The organism is Micrococcus sp. PSi08 (assembly GCF_054960655.1).
Window position 1 is genome coordinate 1 of the sequence record NZ_JBHNYP010000002.1, and the last position, 18,691, is coordinate 18,691.

The 18,691-nt window shown below is 73.3% G+C and carries 20 protein-coding genes and 1 pseudogene; 7 read left to right on the forward strand and 14 right to left on the reverse strand.

Annotated elements, in window-relative coordinates:
• The first annotated feature begins 14 nt into the window (after positions 1-14).
• Positions 15-1,145: a saccharopine dehydrogenase family protein gene (locus ACFI33_RS00750; protein ID WP_127445845.1), complete on the forward strand. Its 1,131-nt coding sequence runs from the start codon at positions 15-17 to the stop codon at positions 1,143-1,145.
• Positions 1,146-1,173: 28 nt separating this feature from the next.
• Here ACFI33_RS00750 and ACFI33_RS00755 read toward each other — a convergent pair whose 3' ends face one another.
• The 3 genes from ACFI33_RS00755 to ACFI33_RS00765 form a co-directional block, all read right to left on the reverse strand.
• Positions 1,174-2,826, reverse strand: a complete 1,653-nt coding sequence (locus tag ACFI33_RS00755; RefSeq protein ID WP_036338696.1) for an ABC1 kinase family protein — start codon at positions 2,824-2,826, stop codon at positions 1,174-1,176.
• Positions 2,827-2,869: 43 nt separating this feature from the next.
• Positions 2,870-4,192: a DUF4921 family protein gene (locus ACFI33_RS00760; RefSeq protein WP_174233307.1), complete on the reverse strand. Its 1,323-nt coding sequence runs from the start codon at positions 4,190-4,192 to the stop codon at positions 2,870-2,872.
• A 70-nt stretch (positions 4,193-4,262) separates the two neighbouring features.
• Positions 4,263-5,273 (reverse strand): NADP-dependent oxidoreductase, encoded by a 1,011-nt coding sequence (locus tag ACFI33_RS00765; protein ID WP_127435226.1) that lies wholly within the window; start codon positions 5,271-5,273, stop codon positions 4,263-4,265.
• Positions 5,274-5,460: 187 nt separating this feature from the next.
• Between ACFI33_RS00765 and ACFI33_RS00770 the strand changes: the two genes are divergently transcribed.
• Positions 5,461-6,975 (forward strand): acetyl-CoA hydrolase/transferase family protein, encoded by a 1,515-nt coding sequence (locus tag ACFI33_RS00770; RefSeq protein WP_036338687.1) that lies wholly within the window; start codon positions 5,461-5,463, stop codon positions 6,973-6,975.
• Positions 6,976-7,114: 139 nt separating this feature from the next.
• Here ACFI33_RS00770 and ACFI33_RS00775 read toward each other — a convergent pair whose 3' ends face one another.
• Entirely contained in the window at positions 7,115-7,540 is a 426-nt protein-coding gene (locus tag ACFI33_RS00775; protein WP_036338685.1) for a DoxX family protein, read from the reverse strand.
• A complete protein-coding gene (locus tag ACFI33_RS00780) occupies positions 7,540-7,959 on the reverse strand; it encodes an organic hydroperoxide resistance protein (protein ID WP_002855232.1) in 420 nt (139 codons plus the stop codon). Before ACFI33_RS00780 ends, ACFI33_RS00775 begins: the two co-directional genes overlap by 1 nt.
• A 111-nt stretch (positions 7,960-8,070) precedes the next feature.
• On the opposite strand from ACFI33_RS00780, the gene ACFI33_RS00785 reads away from it, so the two are divergent.
• The gene (locus ACFI33_RS00785; RefSeq protein ID WP_036338682.1) at positions 8,071-8,559 is read left to right on the forward strand and encodes a MarR family winged helix-turn-helix transcriptional regulator; all 489 of its coding nucleotides are present in this window, start codon (positions 8,071-8,073) and stop codon (positions 8,557-8,559) included.
• Between the two features lie 31 nt (positions 8,560-8,590).
• Here ACFI33_RS00785 and ACFI33_RS00790 read toward each other — a convergent pair whose 3' ends face one another.
• From ACFI33_RS00790 to ACFI33_RS00810, 5 genes are all read right to left on the reverse strand, one after another.
• Complete coding sequence (locus ACFI33_RS00790; RefSeq protein WP_036338733.1) at positions 8,591-9,397, reverse strand: alpha/beta fold hydrolase; 807 nt, start codon at positions 9,395-9,397, stop codon at positions 8,591-8,593.
• A 26-nt stretch (positions 9,398-9,423) separates the two neighbouring features.
• Entirely contained in the window at positions 9,424-10,434 is a 1,011-nt protein-coding gene (locus ACFI33_RS00795; protein WP_069941693.1) for an NADP-dependent oxidoreductase, read from the reverse strand.
• A gap of 41 nt (positions 10,435-10,475) precedes the next feature.
• On the reverse strand, positions 10,476-11,159 hold the full coding sequence (locus ACFI33_RS00800) for a type 1 glutamine amidotransferase domain-containing protein (protein ID WP_069941694.1): 684 nt from the start codon (positions 11,157-11,159) through the stop codon (positions 10,476-10,478).
• 85 nt (positions 11,160-11,244) lie between these two features.
• Positions 11,245-12,897: a ribosomal protection-like ABC-F family protein gene (abc-f, locus tag ACFI33_RS00805; protein ID WP_036340837.1), complete on the reverse strand. Its 1,653-nt coding sequence runs from the start codon at positions 12,895-12,897 to the stop codon at positions 11,245-11,247.
• 28 nt (positions 12,898-12,925) lie between these two features.
• Positions 12,926-13,756: a patatin-like phospholipase family protein gene (locus ACFI33_RS00810; protein ID WP_010080497.1), complete on the reverse strand. Its 831-nt coding sequence runs from the start codon at positions 13,754-13,756 to the stop codon at positions 12,926-12,928.
• Positions 13,757-13,763: 7 nt separating this feature from the next.
• Here ACFI33_RS00810 and ACFI33_RS00815 point away from each other — a divergent pair, with 7 nt between their 5' ends.
• Positions 13,764-14,564 carry a formate/nitrite transporter family protein gene (locus ACFI33_RS00815; RefSeq protein ID WP_078025878.1) on the forward strand — a complete coding sequence of 267 codons (801 nt, stop codon included), beginning with the start codon at positions 13,764-13,766 and terminating at the stop codon, positions 14,562-14,564.
• 23 nt (positions 14,565-14,587) lie between these two features.
• Here ACFI33_RS00815 and aqpZ read toward each other — a convergent pair whose 3' ends face one another.
• The 4 genes and pseudogenes from aqpZ to ACFI33_RS00835 all read right to left on the reverse strand — a co-directional run.
• Positions 14,588-15,370, reverse strand: a complete 783-nt coding sequence (gene aqpZ, locus ACFI33_RS00820; protein WP_080695007.1) for an aquaporin Z — start codon at positions 15,368-15,370, stop codon at positions 14,588-14,590.
• Between the two features lie 265 nt (positions 15,371-15,635).
• On the reverse strand, positions 15,636-16,115 hold the full coding sequence (locus ACFI33_RS00825; RefSeq protein ID WP_036316396.1) for an NUDIX domain-containing protein: 480 nt from the start codon (positions 16,113-16,115) through the stop codon (positions 15,636-15,638).
• 9 nt (positions 16,116-16,124) lie between these two features.
• Positions 16,125-16,385, reverse strand: coding sequence for a hypothetical protein (locus tag ACFI33_RS00830; RefSeq protein ID WP_052001280.1), 261 nt, complete (start codon positions 16,383-16,385; stop codon positions 16,125-16,127).
• A gap of 33 nt (positions 16,386-16,418) precedes the next feature.
• A pseudogene (locus ACFI33_RS00835) lies at positions 16,419-16,520 on the reverse strand (ATP-binding cassette domain-containing protein); the annotation flags it as partial.
• A 123-nt stretch (positions 16,521-16,643) separates the two neighbouring features.
• Here ACFI33_RS00835 and ACFI33_RS00840 point away from each other — a divergent pair.
• From ACFI33_RS00840 to ACFI33_RS00850, 3 genes are read left to right on the forward strand one after another with little or no spacing between them, the layout of a single operon-like run.
• Positions 16,644-17,369 carry a histidine phosphatase family protein gene (locus ACFI33_RS00840; RefSeq protein ID WP_152744175.1) on the forward strand — a complete coding sequence of 242 codons (726 nt, stop codon included), beginning with the start codon at positions 16,644-16,646 and terminating at the stop codon, positions 17,367-17,369.
• A complete protein-coding gene (locus ACFI33_RS00845; RefSeq protein ID WP_036340843.1) occupies positions 17,366-17,908 on the forward strand; it encodes a DUF3090 domain-containing protein in 543 nt (180 codons plus the stop codon). Before ACFI33_RS00840 ends, ACFI33_RS00845 begins: the two co-directional genes overlap by 4 nt.
• Entirely contained in the window at positions 17,908-18,690 is a 783-nt protein-coding gene (locus ACFI33_RS00850) for an SCO1664 family protein (RefSeq protein ID WP_036340845.1), read from the forward strand. The genes ACFI33_RS00845 and ACFI33_RS00850 overlap by 1 nt, the downstream gene beginning before the upstream one ends.
• The last annotated feature ends 1 nt before the right edge of the window (position 18,691 follow it).

The following is an 18,691-nucleotide window of genomic DNA, read 5'->3' on the forward strand; positions in this document are numbered from 1 at the left end:
CCTAGCGTGGGGCCATGACGGATTCTCCCCTGCACCTCGACCACCCCGACGCCCCCCGCATCATCGTGCTCGGCGCGACGGGCTACGCCGGATCCCTCGTCGTGGACGCCCTCGTGGCCCAGGGCGCACGGCCCGTGCTGGCGGGCCGAAACCGGGACTCGCTCCAGCACGCGGCGAGGCGGCACGACGGGCTGGAGGTCGCCGTCGCCGACGCCGGGGACCCCGCCTCGCTGAGGGCCCTGGTCACGGAGGGCGATGTGCTGGTCTCCACGGTCGGCCCCTTCGAACGCTACGGCCGACCGGTCGCCCGCGCCGCCGCGGAGCGGGGCGCGCACTACGTGGACTCGACCGGTGAGGTCGGCTTCGTGAAGGACCTCAAGGCGGACCTGGACGCCACCGCCCGACGCACGGGCGCCACCCTGCTGCCCGCCCTCGGCTTCGACTACGCGCCGGGCATGCTCGCGGGCGGGCTCGCGCTGGCGCAGGCCGGTGGACGCGCACGGTCCCTGCAGATCGGCTACTTCGCCGACGGCGAGCTGGACCCGCGCGTCGACCTCAGCCACGGGACGCGCCAGACGATGGTGGACGCCCTCACCGAGCGGACGATCACGTGGCGCGGCGGGCGGCTGGCGACGACGGGCCCGGCCAGCCGGTCGGCCGTCTTCCGGGTCGACGGGCAGGACCGCCGCGGCGTGCTGTTCGGCGGCACGGAGTCCCTGTTCCTGCCGCGGATGCAGCCCGGCCTGGATGAGGTCGAGGTCTTCAACGGCTGGTTCCCGGCCCGGCCCACGCAGATCGGCGCCGCCGCCCTCGGCGCGGTGGGGTGGCTCCCCGGCGTCGCCCGCGGCGTGCAGGCCCTGCTGCGGCCCTTGGCCGGGGACCCGGGTGGCCCCGACGCCGCAGACCGGGCCCGCACGGGCTCCCGGGTCGGGGCGATCGCGCGCGACGCCGCCGGCCGCGTCGTCGCGGACGTGCACCTGCGCGGCCCCAACGCCTACACGTTGACCGGGGACCTCATGGCCTGGGGCGCCCGGCAGCTCGCCGCAGGCCGGGCCCTCGAGGCCGGCGTCGTCAGCCCGATCCAGGCGTTCGGCCTCGACGACTTCGAGACGGCCTGCGCCGCGGTCGGCCTGGTGCGGGCATGATCCCGACGACTGACCCCGCCCGTGGCCCTCAGCGGGGGCGACGCCGCGGGCGGCTGATCCAGGCCAGATAGGCGCTGCCGCCGGTCAGGGCGGCGCCGCCGGCGGCCACCACCGGCCCGGCGAAGCGGCCGAGCCGGTCCTTGTACGCCACGAGCACGTTCGTGCCGCCGGTGATCATCGCGGCCACCACCATGGCGGCCACCACCCGGTCGCCCGTCCGCTCGAGGCGCGTCACGAGCGGCTCGAGCTCGCTCGCGCGGACGGTGACGTCGATCCCGCCGTCGTCGATGCGTTCCATCACCTTGCGGGCGTACTCCGGCAGGTCGATGCCGAGCTCGGCCGCCGCGATCGTGGCCCGGCCGATCCGGCCCGCCACCCGCCGGGGGTCGAGGTGCTCCCCCACGAGGCGCAGGGCGAACGGGTCGAGCACGCGGGTGTAGTCGAAGCCGGGGTGCAGGCGGCGGCCGATGCCGTCCACGATGATCAGCATCCGCAGCAGCTGCACGAGCTCGGGCGGCAGGGACAGCCGGTGGCGCCGCACCAGGGCGAAGATCTCCGAGATCAGCTGCGCCACGCGGATGTCCTCGAGCTCGCGCCCCTCGAGGCGGCCGACGATCCGGGCCACCTCCAGCCGGAGCCGACGGCGGTCCACCGGGCCGCGCGGCGGGGCGATGTCCAGCAGGGCCCGCACCAGCCCGTCGGTGTCCTGCCGGGCCAGCGCCATGGCCAGGCCCGCGAACCGGCGTCGAAGGGACGGGGAGATCCGCCCCACGGAGCCGAAGTCGATGAACCCGACGGTCCCGTCCGGCTCGATGAACAGGTTGCCCGGGTGCGGGTCCGCATGGAACACGCCGTGCTCGAACACCATGGCCAGCAGCACGTCGGCGGCCCGGTACGCCAGCTCCTCCCGGTCGATGCCGGCGGCGTCGAGTCCGGCCAGGTCGTCCACGCGCAGCCCGGAGAGCTCCTGCATGGTCAGCACGCGCGAGGTGGTCAGGTCCCACTCGATCCACGGGAACCGCACGCCCGGGGTGTCCCGGAAGCCGGCGGCGATCTCCTCGCAGGCCCGCGCCTCCACCACGTAGTCGAGCTCGGCGCGCAGCGAGCGGTCGAACTCGTCCACCATGGCCGGCACGTCCAGGTCGGCGAAGGTCCGTGAGGCCCGCGACCACGTGGCCGCCAGCGTCCGCAGGATCTCCAGGTCCGCCTGGACCTGCTCCACCACACCGGGCTTGCGGACCTTCACGACGACGGCGCGCCCGTCATGCAGGCGCGCGCGGTGGGCCTGACCGATGGAGGCGGTGGCCAGGGGCGCCCGGTCGAACCAGGCGAACAGGGTGTCGACGTCGGCGCCGAGGTCCTCCTCGACCGTCCGGGCGACGGCCTCGAAGGGCACCGCCGACGTGCTGTCCGTGAGGCGGGCGAACGCCGCGCAGTAGGCCTCGGGGAACACGTCCGGGCGCGCCGAGATCAGCTGCCCGAGCTTCACGAAGGTGACGCCCAGCTCCTCGAACGTGCGCACGAACAGCTCGGGGCGGGCCTCGGCGTCGATGCCCAGGTGCGGCTCCCCCTCCTCGAGGGGCAGCCACCGGGAGAGCCCGGCCTGCACGGCCGTGGCCATGAGGCCGTTGCGGGCCATGACGTGGGCGATCTCGCGGTAGCGCTGCAGGTGGAGGGCCATGACGCCCACGCTACCGACCGCGCGGAGGGACGGGCCCCGCCGCTCAGTCCGCGTACCGGAGCATGCCCGGCCGGACCCGCGCGTCGGCCCCGATCCGCATCCCGTCCGCGAGCGCGCCCGCCGCCCACAGCTCCCGCAGCCTCGCCAGCACCCGGTCCCGCACGTCCCACGGGCTGAGGGTGTTGACGTTGATCTTGGTGGCGCCCTCGAAGCCGGCGAGTGTGGAGACGCGCCACTTGAGCATCACGCGCCACGGCATCGGGTCCGCGACGCCGGGCGGGCGGGTGTGCCACTCCTCGTTGGAGGGGACGTCCGGGCCGGTGGCCGCGTGGGCGGCGTGCAGCAGGTCGGAGACGGCGCGCAGCTCGGCCGCGGTCTGCCGCCACGGCTGCCCCACCGGGCTCGTGGAGTAGACCTCGACCGTCGGATACCGGTGACCGAAGCCGGCGAACATCACGGCGTGCTCGTTCGCGGCGATCATCAGGTCGTGCGCCACGGCCACGTCCAGCGCGGCCTGGTTGAACACCTGCGGGTCCTCGCGCAGCCGGTCCAGGGCGGCGACGTTCTGCGCGCCGACCTCGTCGATGGCCACGAGCTGCTTGTGCAGGTGGTCGAAGGAGGCGCCGGCGGGCTTGAGCCAGTTCTGGAACACGGAGACGTACCGCACGGCGGGCGTGGTCGCGTAGAGGTCCCGCATCGCGTCGGCGGTCAGGGCCATGAACGCGTGGTGCTCATCCGGGGTGAGGGTGCCCGAGGAGGCCAGCTGGTGGTCGTCCACGGCGCCGTCGACGAAGTGCCGCCGAGCGATCACGACGTCGTGCGTGCCGCCGAAGAATGCGGCCGACGCCCCGATCAGCTCCGCCTCGGACATCGCCGCCGCCTCCTCGGCGGAGCGGCCGGAGGCGCGCAGCTTCGCGGTGACGACGGCGCGCACGTGGGCGCGGCCGGCCTCGGTGGCCAGGTACTCGTCACGGCGGCGGCACGCGTCCGGGGGGAGCTCGTAGCCGTGGTTGAGACGCCAGTAGTCGTAGCTGAGGATCTCGAAGAGGTTGGGGACCCGGCGGAAGGCCGGGATCGTCTCCTCGAGCCGCTCCGCGGCCGGATGCCGCAGGATCTGCCAGGCCGGGGCGCCGTCGTCGGCCCTCGTGGAGACGATGCGTGACTTCTCCGGCGGCGTCTCCAGCATCCGGTGCTCGCAGAAGGCGCAGTGCCGGCCGTGCTGGGCGGGGTCGAGCGGCTGCGGGGCGGGCCGGACGAGGCCGAGCGGGCGGTGGCCGCGGCCGGGCACGGTCCAGACCTCGGTACCGGTGAAGGGGTTGCGCTGCTTGACGGTGCCGTCCGGCAGTCGGGTGAGGGGCTCGCTCACAGACGGGTGCACGAGGCCAGGATACGAGGCGGTGCCGGCCCGGGCAGGCCGGCGCCGACGCGCCCGCCGGTCAGAACTCGAGCAGCACCTTGCCCTTGGCATGGTGGGATTCGAGACGCTCGAACGCCTGCTCCCAGTCGGCCAGGGGGTAGCGGCTGTCCACGGTCACGGCCAGCTCGCCGGCGTCCACGAGCCGAACGAGCTCGGCCAGGCCCGCCCCGTCCGGATGCATGAGGAAGAACTCGTAGGTCACCCCGGCCTTCTTCGCGGCCCGGCGCACCTTCGCACTGGCCACCCGGGAGACGACGGCGGCCAGCGGCCGACGCGACGGGCGCGCGGTCTCACGAAGGCTGCCGGGGCTCGGCGGGCCCGCGATGGTCACCAGCCGGCCGCCGGGCTCGATCGAGCCGAGCAGCTCGGCCATCTGATCACCGCCGATGAGGTCGAACACCTTGTCGAAGCGTTCGCCCCCCTCTGCGACGGTGCGGGCGCGATAGTCGATCACCGCGTCGGCGCCGGCCTCGCGGACGTACGGCTCACCCGCCGCGGAGGCGGTCACGGTCACGTGCGCGCCGCGCAGGTGTGCCAAGCGCGTGGCGATCAGCCCGACGCCGCCGGCGGCCCCGGTGATCAGCAACCGCTCCCCGGGCTGCAGGTCCAGGTGCTCCGGGCCGAGTGCCTGCTGGGCGGTCAGGCCGGCGAGCGGCAGGCCGGCCGCGTCCGTCAGGGGCACGCGGGCGGGCGCGGCGGCCACCCAGTCCGCGCGCACCGCGGCCAGCTCGGCGAACGCCCCGTGGCCGGAGGGGTCCACGCGGGTGATCACCGCGTCACCCGGGGCGAACGCGGTCACCCCGGCGCCCACGGTCTCGACGATGCCGCTGAGCTCGTTGCCGGCGACCGTGGGGAAGTCGTCGGGGGCGATGGCCTTGAAGTCGCCTTCGCGATGCATCGCGTCGACGGGGTTGAGGCCGACCGCGCGGGTGCGGATCAGCACCTCGCCGGCGCCGGCCGTGGGGGCGGGGACGTCGGTGAGGGCCATGGCCTCACGGCCACCGTAGGACTGGAGGACGAGTGCTCGCATGCCGCCGAGCCTAGGCGCGCCGACCCGGAGTGCCGAGCCCTGTTCGCCGTCGTCGATCACGCAGGTCGGGCTCGGCGACTTCCGGCGTGATCATCCCCACGGCCACCCGTGACGCGGGTACGCTGATCGCTGTTCCACGTCACAGCGCTCTCGCTCGACTCGTCTCACCCGCACGGAGGCCTCACCCATGTCGTCCCGCATCCACCACCCCGGCCTCCGGTCGAAGGTGATGTCCGCCGCGGAGGCGGCGGCGTTCATCCAGCACGGCACCACCGTGGGCATGAGCGGGTTCACGGGGTCCGGCTACCCGAAGGCCGTGCCGACGGCGCTGGCCGAGCGGGCCAAGGAGCTGCACGCGCGCGGCGAGGAGTTCCGCATCAACCTCCACACGGGGGCGTCCACCTCCGCGGAGATGGACGGTGCGCTGGCCGAGGCGGACGCCGTCGCGCTGCGCACCCCGTTCCAGTCGGACCCGACGATGCGCGCCAAGATCAACGCGGGCGCGATCGAGTACATCGACACACACCTGTCCCACCTGGCGCAGACCGTGTGGAACGGCTTCTACGGGCCCATGACCACCGCGGTGATCGAGGTGTCCGGGATCCGCGAGGACGGCCGTCTCGTCCCCAGCTCCTCCGTGGGCAACAACAAGTCCTGGATCGACCTGGCGGATCAGGTGATCCTCGAGGTCAACTCGTGGCAGAGCGAGGACCTCGAGGGTCTGCATGACGTCTACTACGGCACCGCGCTGCCCCCGCACCGCACGCCGATCATGCTCACCCACCCCGCGGACCGCATCGGTGAGACGTACCTGCGGTGCGATCCGGCCAAGGTGGTGGCCGTCGTCGAGACCCACGCCCCGGACCGCAACTCCCCCTTCAAGCCCGCCGACGCGGACTCGATCGCGATCGCCCAGCACCTCGTGGAGTTCTTCGAGCACGAGGTGGCCCAGGGCCGGTACGACGAGCGACTGCTGCCGCTGCAGTCGGGCGTGGGCAACATCGCGAACGCGGTGATGTCCGAGCTGGTGAAGTCCCGGTTCACGGGCCTGTCCGCGTTCACCGAGGTGGTGCAGGACGGCATGCTCGACGCCCTGGACTCCGGCACCCTGGCGACCGCGTCCGCGACCGCGTTCTCCCTGTCCACCGAGGCCGCCGAACGGTTCAACGACAACGCCGCGAAGTATCGGGACAAGCTGATCCTGCGCACCCAGGAGATCTCCAACCACCCCGAGCTCGTGCGTCGCCTCGGCATCCTCGCCATGAACGGCATGCTCGAGGCCGACCTGTACGGCAACGTGAACTCCACGCACCTGATGGGCACGAAGATGATGAACGGCCTCGGCGGCTCCGGCGACTTCGCCCGCAACGCGTTCACCTCGTTCTTCCTCACCCCCTCCACGGCCAAGGGCGGGGACATCTCCTGCATCGTGCCGATGGTCTCGCACGTGGACCACACCGAGCACGACGTGCACGTGGTGGTCACCGAGCAGGGGCTGGCCGACCTGCGCGGCCTCTCCCCCAAGCAGCGCGCCCGCACGATCATCGACACGTGCGCGCACCCGGACTACAGGGAGCAGCTGCGGGACTACTTCGACCGCGCGATGCGCGGGTCGGACGGCCTGCACACCCCGCACCTGTTGGGCGAGTCCCTGTCCTGGCACCAGCGCTTCCTCGAGACCGGGACGATGCGTCAAGGCTGACGGCCCGCCGGACCGGACACCTGCGGGACACCTGCGACGGGGCACCCTACAGTGGGCCGCGCCTCGCGGCAGGGTGAGATCACGCCGGCTCCGGGCACGTGCCCGGAGCCGGCCCAGGGCCGCAGGACCGGCGACGGCGTCAGCCGCGCCCGCCCTGCTCCCGCTCGGGGATTCCCGCGGCCCACAGGGCGGCCGCGATGAGGGCGGGCTGGCCGAAGAGCCGCGCCAGGCGGCGACCGTCCGTGTCCAGCCCGAAGCCGTCCTTGCGCTCGGCGTACTGCCCGATGTTCCCGGGGTAGATCGCGGTGTAGAAGGCCGCCAGGGCGGTGCCGGTCAGGCGGCGCTGCCCGGGGAGCGCCAGCAGAGCGGCCCCGAGGCCGATCTCGGCCACGCCGGATCCGAGCACCACGAGGTCCGCCGGGAGCGGGACCCACGAGGGCACCTGGGCGCGGAACTCACGGCGTGCCACGGTGAGGTGGGACAGCCCCGCGGCGGTCATGAACCCGCCGAGGCCGAGGCGGGCGGCGGTCTGGGAGAGGGGGACAGGCTGCCGGTGCTTCGTCATCACGCCTCCCCGAGCTCGAGGACGACGTCGATGTTGCCCCGGGTGGCGTTCGAATAGGGGCACACCTGATGCGCCTGCTCCATGAGGGCGCGGGCCTGATCCGCGGGGACATTGGGGAGCACGACCTCGAGGGTGACCTCCAGGCCGAAGCCCTCACCCTGGCGGCCGATGCCCACGCGCGCGCCGACGGAGGAGTCGGTGATGTCGGCACGGGAGGCACGGGCGACCATCTGCAGGGCCGAGTGGAAGCACGCGGCGTAGCCGGCGGCGAACAGCTGCTCGGGGTTGGTGCCCTGGCCGGAGCCGCCCATTTCGGTGGGCACGGCGAGGTCGAGGTCGACCCGCCCGTCGGTGGTGCGGACATGGCCGTCGCGGCCGGCGCCGGTGCTGAGCGCCTCGGCGGTGTAGATGGTCTCCATAGGAGGTCCTTTCATCCGCCCGCCCCGTGCGGGACGAGTCGGCTCCAGCCTGCCACCCTGTTAGGTCGCGCGCAACCAAGTCGCTCCCCAGCGACCACTAGAATCGCTTCCATGGATGCCGCGCCGACCCCCAGCCTCGCCCTCGAGGACCAGCTCTGCTTCGCCCTGCACCGGGCGGCGCGCGCCGTCACGCGCGGCTACGGCCCCCTGCTGTCCCGCCTCGGCCTCACCTACCCTCAGTACCTCGTGATGCTCACCCTGTGGCAGGCGGAGGGTGACGCCTCGGCCGAGACGGAGGCGTCGACACCGGACGCCGGGGCGCTGGGAGTCGGCGCGCTGCGGGACCGGCTCGGCATGGACAACGGGACGATCACACCCCTGGTGCGGCGCCTGGCCGGCATGGGGCTCGTCACGCGGGAGCGCGACGTCCACGACGAGCGACGCGTGCTGGTCCGGCTGACGGACGAGGGGCGAGCGCTGCGGGCGTCCGCCCGGACGGTCCCGGTGGACGCCCTCACCCGGATCCCCCTCGACACCACCGAGCGCCAGGTCCTCATGGACCTGCTGAACCGGATCACCGAGGCCGCCGGGCCGCGCTGAGACGGCGGGAGCGGCCCGCGCGGAGCGCGGGTCAGCGCACCCGGTCCAGGATCGCCCGAGCGACGGCATCCGCCTCACGCTCGGGCAGCCAGTGGTCCGCGTCGAGCTTCACGAACCGGTACTCCCCCGCCACCTGCCCGGCCGTGAGCTCGGCGGCCCGCGGCCCCAGGGCCGCGTCCCGGGTGCCCCACACGTACGTGGTGGGGACCGTCACGGGCGCGCTGCGCGTGGTGGTCACCAGATCCGGGTTCGCCCGATACCAGTTCACCGGGCCGCGCAGGCTCTGCGGGGTGGAGAACCGGCGGGCGTAGTGCTCCGCCCCGGGGACCTGCCCCCGTTGCAGCAGGGAGCCCAGCCGTCGGGCGAGGATTCGTTCGGGGAGGGCCGGCGCCTGGAAGGCGGCGATGTACCAGCTGCGGCGCAGCTGGTCCGGGCCGCGCAGGGCGCGGGCCAGGGCGGCCGGGTGCGGCGTGGACAGGACCGTCAGGGACGCGACGCGCTCGGGGTGGGCGGTGGCCAGCGCCCAGGCGACGGCGCCACCCCAGTCATGGCCGACGACGTGGACGCGCCGCGCCCCCGCCGCGTCCGCCAGCGCGACGGCGTCCCCCACGAGCGCCGGGAGGCGATAGGCCGCCGTCGCCCGCGGAGCGGCCCCCGGGGAGTAGCCGCGCTGATCCGGGGCGAGCGTGCGCAGCCCCGCGGCGTGCAGCAGCGGTTCGACATGCCTCCAGGACGTGGCGTCCTGCGGGAAGCCGTGCAGCAGCAGGACCACCTCCCCCTCGGCCGGCCCGCCGTCGCGGACGTCGAAGGTCAGGCCCTGATGCCGGAAGGTGTCCATGCCGCCCCCGAGTGCGCCGTCGCCCGTCACAGCCGGACGAGCATCTTCCCCGTGTTGGCACCCTCGAGCAGGTCGATGAACGCCTGGGGTGCGTTCTCCAGCCCCTCCCGGACGGTCTCGTCCCACTGGATCTTCCCGGCGGCGACCCACGGGCCCACGCGCTCCAGGAACTCGGGGCGGACCTGCGCTGCGTACTTCTGCAGGACGAAGCCGCGCAGGGTCAGGCACTTGCCGATCGCCAGGGCGAGGTTGCGCGGGGCGGCCGGCGGCTCCGTCGAGTTGTACTGGGCGATCGCGCCGCACATCGCCACGCGGCCGTCGACCCGCATCGCGGCGATGGCGGCCTCGAGGTGGTCGCCGCCCACGTTGTCGAAGTAGACGTCGATGCCCTCCGGCGCCGCCTCGGCCAGCAGATCGGTGGGCGAGCCGTCGTGGTAGTCGAACGCGGCGTCGAAGCCCAGCTCCTTCACCCGCGCCACCTTCTCGGGCGTGCCCGCCGAGCCGACCACGCGCGAGGCGCCCAGCAGGCGGGCGATCTGGCCGGCGACCGAGCCGACGGCCCCCGCGGCGCCCGAGATGAAGACGGCGTCGCCCTCCTGCATCTCGGCCACGTGCACGAGGCCGGTGTAGGCGGTCAGACCCGTCATGCCCAGCACGCCCAGGTAGGTGCTGTCCGAGAACTGGGAGGTGTCCACGACCTGGACGGTGTCGCCGTCGAGGACGGCGTGCTCGCGCCAGCCGCGGCCGTGGAGCACGGACGTGCCCTCCGGCACGTCCGCGTGGCGCGAGGCGATCACGGTGCCCACCGCGCCGCCGTCGAGGGGGGCGTCGAGTTGGAACGGAGGCACGTAGGACTCGACGTCGTTCATGCGGCCGCGCATGTACGGGTCCACGGACATCACGGTGTTGCGCACGAGGACCTGGCCCTCGGCGAGCTCGGGGAGCTCGACCTCCGTGAGGCGGAAGTTCTCCGGCGTCGGGGCGCCGTGGGGGCGGGAGGCGAGGTGGATCTCGCGCGTGCGGGTGGGGGTGCTCATGGTGGTCTCCTCGGGGTCGGGGCGGCGGGCTCGGTGGAGGGTCAGCGCGCGAGCAGGTCCAGGAGGCGGCGGGCGGCGTCGGCGGAGGAGGCCGGGTTCTGGCCGGTCACCAGGGTGCCGTCCGTGACCACGAAGCTCTCCCCGTCCGGGCCCTTGCGGTAGTCCGCGCCGGCGGCGATCAGCGAGTCCTCGACGAGGAACGGGACGACGTCCGTCAGCTGGGCGGCCTCCTCCTCGCCGTTGGTGAACCCGGTGACCTGACGGCCGCGCACGAACGGGGTGCCGTCGGCGGCGGTGATCGGGTGCAGGATCCCGGGCGCGTGGCAGACGAGGCCGAGCGGGCGCCCGGCCGCGTCGCTGTCGAGGATGATCCGCGTGGAGTCGGCGTCGGACACCAGGTCCCACAGCGGGCCGTGACCGCCCGGGTAGAAGACGGCGTCGAACCCGTCCACGTCCACCTGCGCCAGGGGCGTGGTGTGGGCCAGGGCGGCCTTGGCCTCCTCGTCCTGGTCGAACCGGCGGGTGGCCTCGGTCTGCATCTCCGGCTTCGAGCTCGTCGGGTCGATGGGCGGCTGGCCGCCGCGGGGCGAGGCGAGGGTGACCTCGTGGCCGGCGTCCGTGAAGACATAGTAGGGCGAGGCGAACTCCTCGAGCCAGAACCCGGTCTTGCGGCCGGTGTCGCCCAGCTGGTCGTGCGAGGTGAGGATCATCAGGATGCGGGACATGTCTGGGGCCCTTTCGTCGGTGGGGACTGAACTCTCATGGTCGTACACAACCGAATCTCGGGCAAGGGTGACGGTGCCCGGGTCGTCAGCGCTCCGTCACCCGCCCGTCCTGGACCTGCCAGCGACGGTCGGTGCGGACGGTGTCCAGCATGCGGCGGTCGTGGGTGACGAGCAGCAGGGCGCCCTCATAGGTCTCCAGGGCCTGTTCGAGCTGCTCGATGGCCTCCAGGTCCAGGTGGTTGGTGGGCTCGTCGAGCACCAGGACGTTCACCCCGCGGGCCTGGAGCAGGGCCAGGGATGCCCGGGTGCGCTCGCCGGGCGAGAGCTCGTCCACGGGGCGGTTCACGTGGTCGGCCTTGAGGCCGAACTTGGCCAGCAGGGTGCGCACCTCCCCGGAGGCCATCTCGGGCACGAGCGCCTCGACGGCCGCGGCGAGCGGGACGGTCCCGGCCAGCAGCGAGCGCGCCTGGTCGATCTCCCCGATCTGCACGCTGGACCCCAGGGCGGCCGTGCCCTCGTCCGGGGCCTGGCGGCCCAGCAGCGCGCGCAGCAGGGTGGACTTGCCGGCCCCGTTGGGCCCGGTGATGCCGATCCGCTCCCCCGCGTTCACCTGGAGGGACACCGGGCCGAGCGTGAAGCCTCCCTGCCGGAAGACGGCGTCGTTGAGGGTGGCGACCACCGAGCTGGAGCGCGGCGCCGCACCGATGGTGAACTCCAGCCTCCACTCCTTGCGCGGCTCCTCCACCTCCTCCAGGCGCGCGATGCGGCTCTCCATCTGCCGGACCTTCTGGGCCTGCTTCTCGCTCGACTCACTGTTGGCCCTGCGGCGCAGCTTGTCGTTGTCCGGGGACTTCTTCATCGCGTTGCGCACGCCCTGGCTGGACCACTCCCGCTGGATGCGGGCGCGGGAGACGAGGTCCTGCTTCTGCTCGGCGAACTCCTCGTACTTCTCCCGGGCCTGGCGGCGCAGGGTGGCCCGCTCCTCGAGGTAGGCCTCGTAGCCGCCGCCGTAGACGCGGTTGGTGCGCTGGGCGAGGTCGAGCTCCAGGACGCGGGTGACGCAGCGGGCCAGGAACTCGCGGTCGTGGCTCACCAGCACGACGCCGCCGCGCAGCTCCTGCACGAAGGCCTCCAGGCGGGTCAGACCGTCGAGGTCCAGGTCGTTGGTGGGCTCGTCCAGGAGCACGACGTCGAAGCGGGAGAGCAACAGCGCGGCGAGGCCGACGCGGGCGGCCTGCCCACCGGAGAGGGAGGTCATGAGGACCTGTTCCGGGGAGGCGGAGAGGTCGAGGCCGAGGTCGGCCAGGACGGCGGGGATGCGCTCCTCCAGGTCCGCGGCGCCGGAGGCCAGCCAGCGGGTGAGGGCGGTGTTGTAGCGGTCTGCGGCGGCGTCCGTGACGTCCGGGTCCGCCAGGCCCGAAGCGGAGGCGTCCATCTCTCGAGTGGCCTCGGCGCAGCCGGTGCGGCGGGCGATGTACCCGGCGACCGTCTCCCCCGGCACCCGCTCGCGCTCCTGCGGCAGCCAGCCCACGAACGCGTCGGCCGGGGCCAGGCTGACCGTGCCGGCCTGCGGCGCGAGGTCCCCGCCGAGGATGCGCAGCAGGGTGGACTTGCCCGCGCCGTTGGCCCCCACGACGCCGACGACGTCCCCGGGCGCGACCGTGAGGTCCAGATCCTCGAAGAGCGTGCGGTGGCCGTGGCCGCCGGCGAGGCCGGAGGCGACAAGGGTGGCGGTCATGGTGCTCCTGACGGAAGTGCGGCGGGCGTCAGGCCATTCTGCCGCGACTGAGCTCCACGAGCTTCTCGGCCCGGGCGCGCGTCGCCTCCTCTCCCGCCGCGATGGCGACGCCGGAGCTGCGGAAGTCCGCGACCGTCATCCCCTCGATCGGCGGGCTGATGAGCACGTCCGGCCGGTAGAGCGAGAGCCGGACGGTGGTGAGCTGGGCCTGCATGACGTCGATCGCCCGCATGGCCTGGCGCAGCGACGTGGCGGGCGAACGGCGGGTGCGGGTGCGCGCCCCGGGCTCCGGCCGCTCCAGGGGCTCGAGCGTGGTGGCATCGACGGCGATCACCCGCTGCGCGCCCAGGAAGCGCACCCCGTCCACCGGGATCTGGTTGAGGATGCCGCCGTCCACCAGCACGGAGTCCCCCACGGTCACCGGCTCCAGCGCGCCGGGGTAGGCGGTGGTCGCCTGGATCGCGGTGATGAGGTCCCCGGTGTGCAGGTAGCGGGTCTGGCCCTCGACGACGTCGGCCGCGGTGAGCACCAGGGGAATCTGCAGCTCCTCGAAGGTGTCCGGGAGCAGCTCGCGGAGCCAGGCCCGCAGCCTCTCGCTGGAGAGGATGCCGCCGGTCAGGCCCCAGTTGATGAGCCGCGGCCAGTCCACGCTCCGCTCGATCTTCTCGAGCGAGGCGGCGTCATGACCGGCGGCTATGAGCGCGCCGAGGAGGCCGCCCATGCTCGTTCCCGCGAGCACGTCCGGGCGGATGTCGAGCTCCTCGAGCACCCGCCAGACCCCGATGTGGCACAGCCCGCGCGCTCCTCCGCCGCCCAGGGCGAGGCCCAGCCGACCCGTGGGCCGTTCGTCATGCATCATCGGCCCAGTGTGCCACGGACATGACCGTGAAGGGAGCGATGCCGGTCAGTCCGTCTCCGGCAGGCCGGCGGCCCACAGGGCGGCGGCAGACGAGGGCGCGGAACGCCTGCATCGGTCCCTCACCGTCCTGACGACCACCGGGTTCCTGGGCGGCGTCGAGATCACGATCGGCCTGCTCGCGTACCTGCTCACGCTCCACGAGACGGGCAGCCACCTTCTGGCCGGACTCGCGTTCTCCATCGGCCTGGTCAGCCTGTTCCTCGCCCACTCCGAGCTCTTCACGGAGGGGTTCTACTACCCGATCACCGCGATCGCCGCCGGCCGGGGCACGTGGATGGAGCTGCTGCGTCTGTGGGCGGTGACCCTCGTGATGAACCTCCTCGGCGGCACCGTGATGATCGCCCTCGTGGTGGCGGGGTTCCCCGACCTGCACGGCACCCTGGCCGAGAGCGCCCACCACTTCCTGGACATCGGCTTCAGCTGGCAGGGCGCCGCCCTGGCGGTCCTGGCCGGGGTGGCGATCACCCTCGTGACGCGGATGCAGGCCGGGACGGACAGCCCGACGGCGATGATCGTCGCGTCCGTCGCCGGAGCCATCGTCCTCGCCGGCGGTTCGCTCTTCCATTCGGTGATGGACTCGATCCTCATCATCGGAGCCATCCTGTCCGGAGCGCACGGCGTGGGGTGGCTCGAGTGGCTCAGTTGGGTGTGGTGGGTGATCCCCCTGAACATCCTCGGCGGGCTGGCGCTGACGACGGCGCCGCGCCTGCTGCGTTCCAAGGAGGTGCGGGAAGAGACGGGGCGGTGAGGGCAGGGCCCGAATGACAGGGATCAGACGGCGTCCCGCGTCCCGTCGGCGGCGGGCTCGGGCAGCTCCTCGGTCACCCGGGAGGTGTTGGGGAAGACGAAGCGGTAGCTGAGACCGGCGACCGCGGCGCCCAACAACGGGGCCACGAAGAACAGCCAGACCTGGCCGAGGGCGTCCCCGCCCGCGAACAGGGCCACGCCGAAGGAGCGAGCGGGGTTCACGGAGGTGTTCGACACGGGGATGGAGATCAGGTGGATCAGCGTGAGGGTCAGGCCGATGGCCAGCGGCGCGAAGCCGGACGGAGCACGGCGGTCCGTGGCGCCGAGGATGACGTAGAGGAACACGGCGGTCAGCAGCACCTCGGTCAGGAACACCGCGCCCATCGAGTAGCCCGCGGGCGAGAGTTCGCCATAGCCGTTGGTGGCCAGGCCGTTCTCCGCAAGCGAGTAGCCCGGACGACCGGAGGCGATCGCCAGCAGCACGCCGCCGGCCGCCACGCCGCCCACGAGCTGGGCGATCCAGTACGGCACAGTGAGCTTCCACGGCAGACGACCCGCGAGCGCCGCACCCAGCGTGACGGCCGGGTTGAAGTGACCGCCGGAGATGTGGCCTACGGCGTAGGCCATGGCCACCACGGTCAGGCCGAAGGCGAGGGCGACGCCGAGGAAGCCGATGCCCATGTTGACGCCTGTGGCGTCGTCGATCACGGAGGCGGAGAACACGGCCGCACCGGCGCCGCCGAAGACGAGCACGAAGGTGCCGAGGAGCTCGGCGGAGAGCTTGGAGACGAGCGGGGAGTCGTTCATGGTGGTCCTGTCAGAAGGTCTGGGGGGTGGGATCCTTTCGCTACGGTACCCGAGCCGGGGCATCCTCCCCGGAGGGTCCTCGACCTCTTCCGCTGCCACGGCAGCGCCGTCCGTGGGACCGTCCCGCCGTTGCCTGGGCGCACCGTCTCGTCCCGCGTCCACTCTCCTGGCCGGGCCGCCACGATCACCTCCGCAGATCAGACGGCGGCCCTCATCCAGGACGGGGACGCCGCCGGGCACCGCTCGTCCGGCCGGGGGCCGGGCCTCAGCCCGCCGGCTGATCCACCCCCGCGGCGGGACGCCCGTCCTCCAGGTAGACGCAGTGCGCGGCGTCCCAGGCGGCGTCGACGCGGCGGGCGATCGCCGGGCGCAGGAGCTTCCGGGCCTCCTGGCGCGTCACGAAGCGATGCTCGGAGGCCTCGTCCTCCTGCAGGCCGATGGCGGCGACGTCCGCGGCAGTGAGCGGGTGGACGGCGCGGAAGAGGAAGCGCAGGCCGGTCCGGCCGTCGGCTTTGCTGGGCCGCGTGTCGACGGCGACGAGCCGCCCGGCGGTCACCTCCAGGCCCGTCTCCTCCCGGACCTCGCGGCGGCAGCCGTCCCAGGGGGTCTCGCCGTCGTCCTCCATGATCCCGCCGGGGATGGTCCACCCCTTCTTGTAGGTGGGCTTGAGCACGAGCAGGCGGCCGGCCTCGTCGAAGAGGAGGCAGCCGCAGGAGACGGGGACGGAAGGAATCAGGAAGGACATGGCGCCAGCCTAGAGGCGGGCGCCGGCGGGGCGCTGGCCGGCGGGCTCGTGCCCCGCGCGGCGGGCGCGCACCGTGCGGACGGCCAGGATCAGCCAGGCGAGCACGGCCAGCGCGGCGAACACCGCGGGCAGCACGTGCCCCAGGAGCACGGAGGAGGCGACGGCGGCGAGGAACGCGGCCAGGTTGAGGACGACGTCGTACATCGGCGCGATGAACCGCCGGTTCACCACGTGGAGCCCGGCGATCGCCACGCCGCACGCGAACGTCACCGAGAGCAGGAGGTTGACTACCGGGGGAGGGTATCAGCGGCGGTCGAGTCGGACGGCCTCGAGCATGCGGCGGTCGTGGGTGACCAGCAGCAGGGCGCCGTCCTAGGCCTCGAGGGCCTGCTCCGGGCGTTCGAGGCCTGCAGACGGGCGTCAGCCTTGCCGGGCATAGGCGTGCTCGCGTTGCGTCACTGACCCTTTGCGTCATGGCCGCGAGGCTTTGTCCGCGAGAGGCGGGCATCCCCTCGCTACGCTGAGGCCATGGCGACGGTACTTCTCGTGCGGCACGGCCGCACCACGGCCAACGCGACCGGACTGTTGGCGGGCCGCACCCCCGGGGTCAGCCTGGACGATCATGGACGGGAGCAGGTGGCCCGCACCGGGGATCGGATCGCGGCCGTGCCCGTGGCCGCAGTGGTGGCCAGCCCCCTGGAGCGGTGCGCGCAGACGGCCCACGCCCTCCTCGATCGCCAGCCGGAGACGGTGCCCTCGCTGGTCGACGACGACCTCACCGAGTGCGACTACGGCCAGTGGCAGGGACGCGCGCTCAGCGACCTGGCCACCGAGCCCCTGTGGGCGACGGTGCAGACCCAGCCGTCCGCCGTCGTCTTCCCCGGCGGGGAGTCCATGGCGGGCATGCAGGCCCGCGCGGTGGCGGCGATCCGCCGGCACGACGCCGCCGTCGAGGCCGAGCACGGGCCCGGGGCGGTGTGGGTGGCGGTGAGCCACGGGGACGTCATCAAGTCGATCCTGGCCGACGCGCTCGGCACGCACCTGGATCTGTTCCAGCGGATCGAGGTGGGACCCGCCTCCGTGTCCATCGTGAGCTACGGGCCGAGCCGCCCGCGGGTCTGGGCGACCAACACCGACGCCGGGGACCTGTCCTGGCTCTCGGCCCTCGGCCCGTCCGACGACGCCCCGGTGGGCGGCGGCGCGGGCACCGGCCCCGGCGCGGTGGACGAGCGGACGCCTAGGATCGTGGCATGAGTGATGCACCTGCCCCCGCCCATGAGTTCGACTGGCCGGATCGGGTCGTGATCGGGACGCTCGGGCGTCCCGGAGCCCGCACGTTCTACCTGCAGGTGCGCACCGGGCCCCGGCTGGTGAGCCTGGCCCTGGAGAAGCAGCAGTCGGCCCTGATGGCGGAGATGCTCGACGAGATCCTCGACGATCTGATGGCGTTGGAGGGCAATCCGCACAGCGTCCCGGCCAGCACGCCCGTGGAACTCGTGGACAACGATCCGCTGGACCCGGTGCAGGAGTGGTTCCGGGTGGGGGCCATCGGCCTGGGCTGGGACCCCACCACCGCGCAGGTGCTCATCGACGCGCACCCGCTGACCGACGACGACGCCGCCCCGGCGCTCGAGGCGGACGCCGAGGCCGTGCGCGTGCGGATGCCCGTCGGTGCCGCCCGGGCGTTCGCCCGCCGCACCCGGGAGGTCGTGGACGCCGGGCGCCCGATCTGCTCGGACTGCGGCCAGCCCATCGACCCCGACGGCCACGACTGCACTCTCCCCGACTCCTGATGAGCGCCGCGGACGTGCCCGCCGGCGAGCTGATGTCCGGGGAGCTGACGCTCACCGGCCGCATCACGACGGCGTCCAACGCCACGTTCCTCGGCGCGATCGGTGACACCCCGGTGGTCTACAAGCCGGTGGCCGGCGAGGCCCCGCTCTGGGACTTCCCCGCCGCAACCCTGGCCCGCCGGGAGGTGGCCGCGTCCCTGGTGTCCGAGGCGCTGGGGTGGGACATTGTGCCGCGCACCTGGCTGCGCGACGGCCCGTTCGGTAAGGGCATGGTGCAGCTCTGGCAGGAGCAGGATCCTGAGCAGGACGCCGTGGACCTGTTCCCGGCGGACGAAGTGCCGGCCTCGGGATGGCTCACGGTCCTGGAGGGTGAGGACGAGGGCGGGAATCGGCTGGTCCTGGCCCACGAGGACTCGGCGGCGCTGCGCCGCATGGCGGTGTTCGACGTGCTCGTCAACAACGCCGACCGCAAGGGCGCCCACATCCTCGCCATGCCCGGCGGCCACCGCCACGGCGTGGACCACGGGCTGACGTTCCATGTGCAGGACAAGCTGCGGACCGTGCTCTGGGGGTGGCTGGGCGAGGCGCTGAGCGAGGAGGAGCGCGACGGCGTCGCCCGGGTTCTCGACGGGCTCGACGGTGAGCTGGGGCAGGGGCTGGCGGAGCTGCTGGGTGCCGAGGAAGTCGAAGCCCTTGCCGCACGCTGTGCCCAGTTGCTCGACGACGGGATCTTCCCTGCCCCGAGCGGGCTGACGCCGGCCGTGCCCTGGCCGCTGTTCTGAC

Bases quoted from the DNA above. Each gene is read 5' to 3' on its own strand.
- ACFI33_RS00750 (WP_127445845.1), top strand. From the start codon at position 15: ATGACGGATTCTCCCCTGCACCTCGACCACCCCGACGCCCCCCGCATC.
- ACFI33_RS00755 (WP_036338696.1), bottom strand. From the start codon at position 2,826: ATGGCCCTCCACCTGCAGCGCTACCGCGAGATCGCCCACGTCATGGCC.
- ACFI33_RS00765 (WP_127435226.1), bottom strand. From the start codon at position 5,273: ATGCGAGCACTCGTCCTCCAGTCCTACGGTGGCCGTGAGGCCATGGCC.
- ACFI33_RS00770 (WP_036338687.1), top strand. From the start codon at position 5,461: ATGTCGTCCCGCATCCACCACCCCGGCCTCCGGTCGAAGGTGATGTCC.
- ACFI33_RS00775 (WP_036338685.1), bottom strand. From the start codon at position 7,540: ATGACGAAGCACCGGCAGCCTGTCCCCCTCTCCCAGACCGCCGCCCGC.
- ACFI33_RS00780 (WP_002855232.1), bottom strand. From the start codon at position 7,959: ATGGAGACCATCTACACCGCCGAGGCGCTCAGCACCGGCGCCGGCCGC.
- ACFI33_RS00785 (WP_036338682.1), top strand. From the start codon at position 8,071: ATGGATGCCGCGCCGACCCCCAGCCTCGCCCTCGAGGACCAGCTCTGC.
- ACFI33_RS00790 (WP_036338733.1), bottom strand. From the start codon at position 9,397: ATGGACACCTTCCGGCATCAGGGCCTGACCTTCGACGTCCGCGACGGC.
- ACFI33_RS00795 (WP_069941693.1), bottom strand. From the start codon at position 10,434: ATGAGCACCCCCACCCGCACGCGCGAGATCCACCTCGCCTCCCGCCCC.
- ACFI33_RS00800 (WP_069941694.1), bottom strand. From the start codon at position 11,159: ATGTCCCGCATCCTGATGATCCTCACCTCGCACGACCAGCTGGGCGAC.
- abc-f (WP_036340837.1), bottom strand. From the start codon at position 12,897: ATGACCGCCACCCTTGTCGCCTCCGGCCTCGCCGGCGGCCACGGCCAC.
- ACFI33_RS00810 (WP_010080497.1), bottom strand. From the start codon at position 13,756: ATGATGCATGACGAACGGCCCACGGGTCGGCTGGGCCTCGCCCTGGGC.
- aqpZ (WP_080695007.1), bottom strand. From the start codon at position 15,370: ATGAACGACTCCCCGCTCGTCTCCAAGCTCTCCGCCGAGCTCCTCGGC.
- ACFI33_RS00825 (WP_036316396.1), bottom strand. From the start codon at position 16,115: ATGTCCTTCCTGATTCCTTCCGTCCCCGTCTCCTGCGGCTGCCTCCTC.
- ACFI33_RS00840 (WP_152744175.1), top strand. From the start codon at position 16,644: ATGGCGACGGTACTTCTCGTGCGGCACGGCCGCACCACGGCCAACGCG.
- ACFI33_RS00845 (WP_036340843.1), top strand. From the start codon at position 17,366: ATGAGTGATGCACCTGCCCCCGCCCATGAGTTCGACTGGCCGGATCGG.
- ACFI33_RS00850 (WP_036340845.1), top strand. From the start codon at position 17,908: ATGAGCGCCGCGGACGTGCCCGCCGGCGAGCTGATGTCCGGGGAGCTG.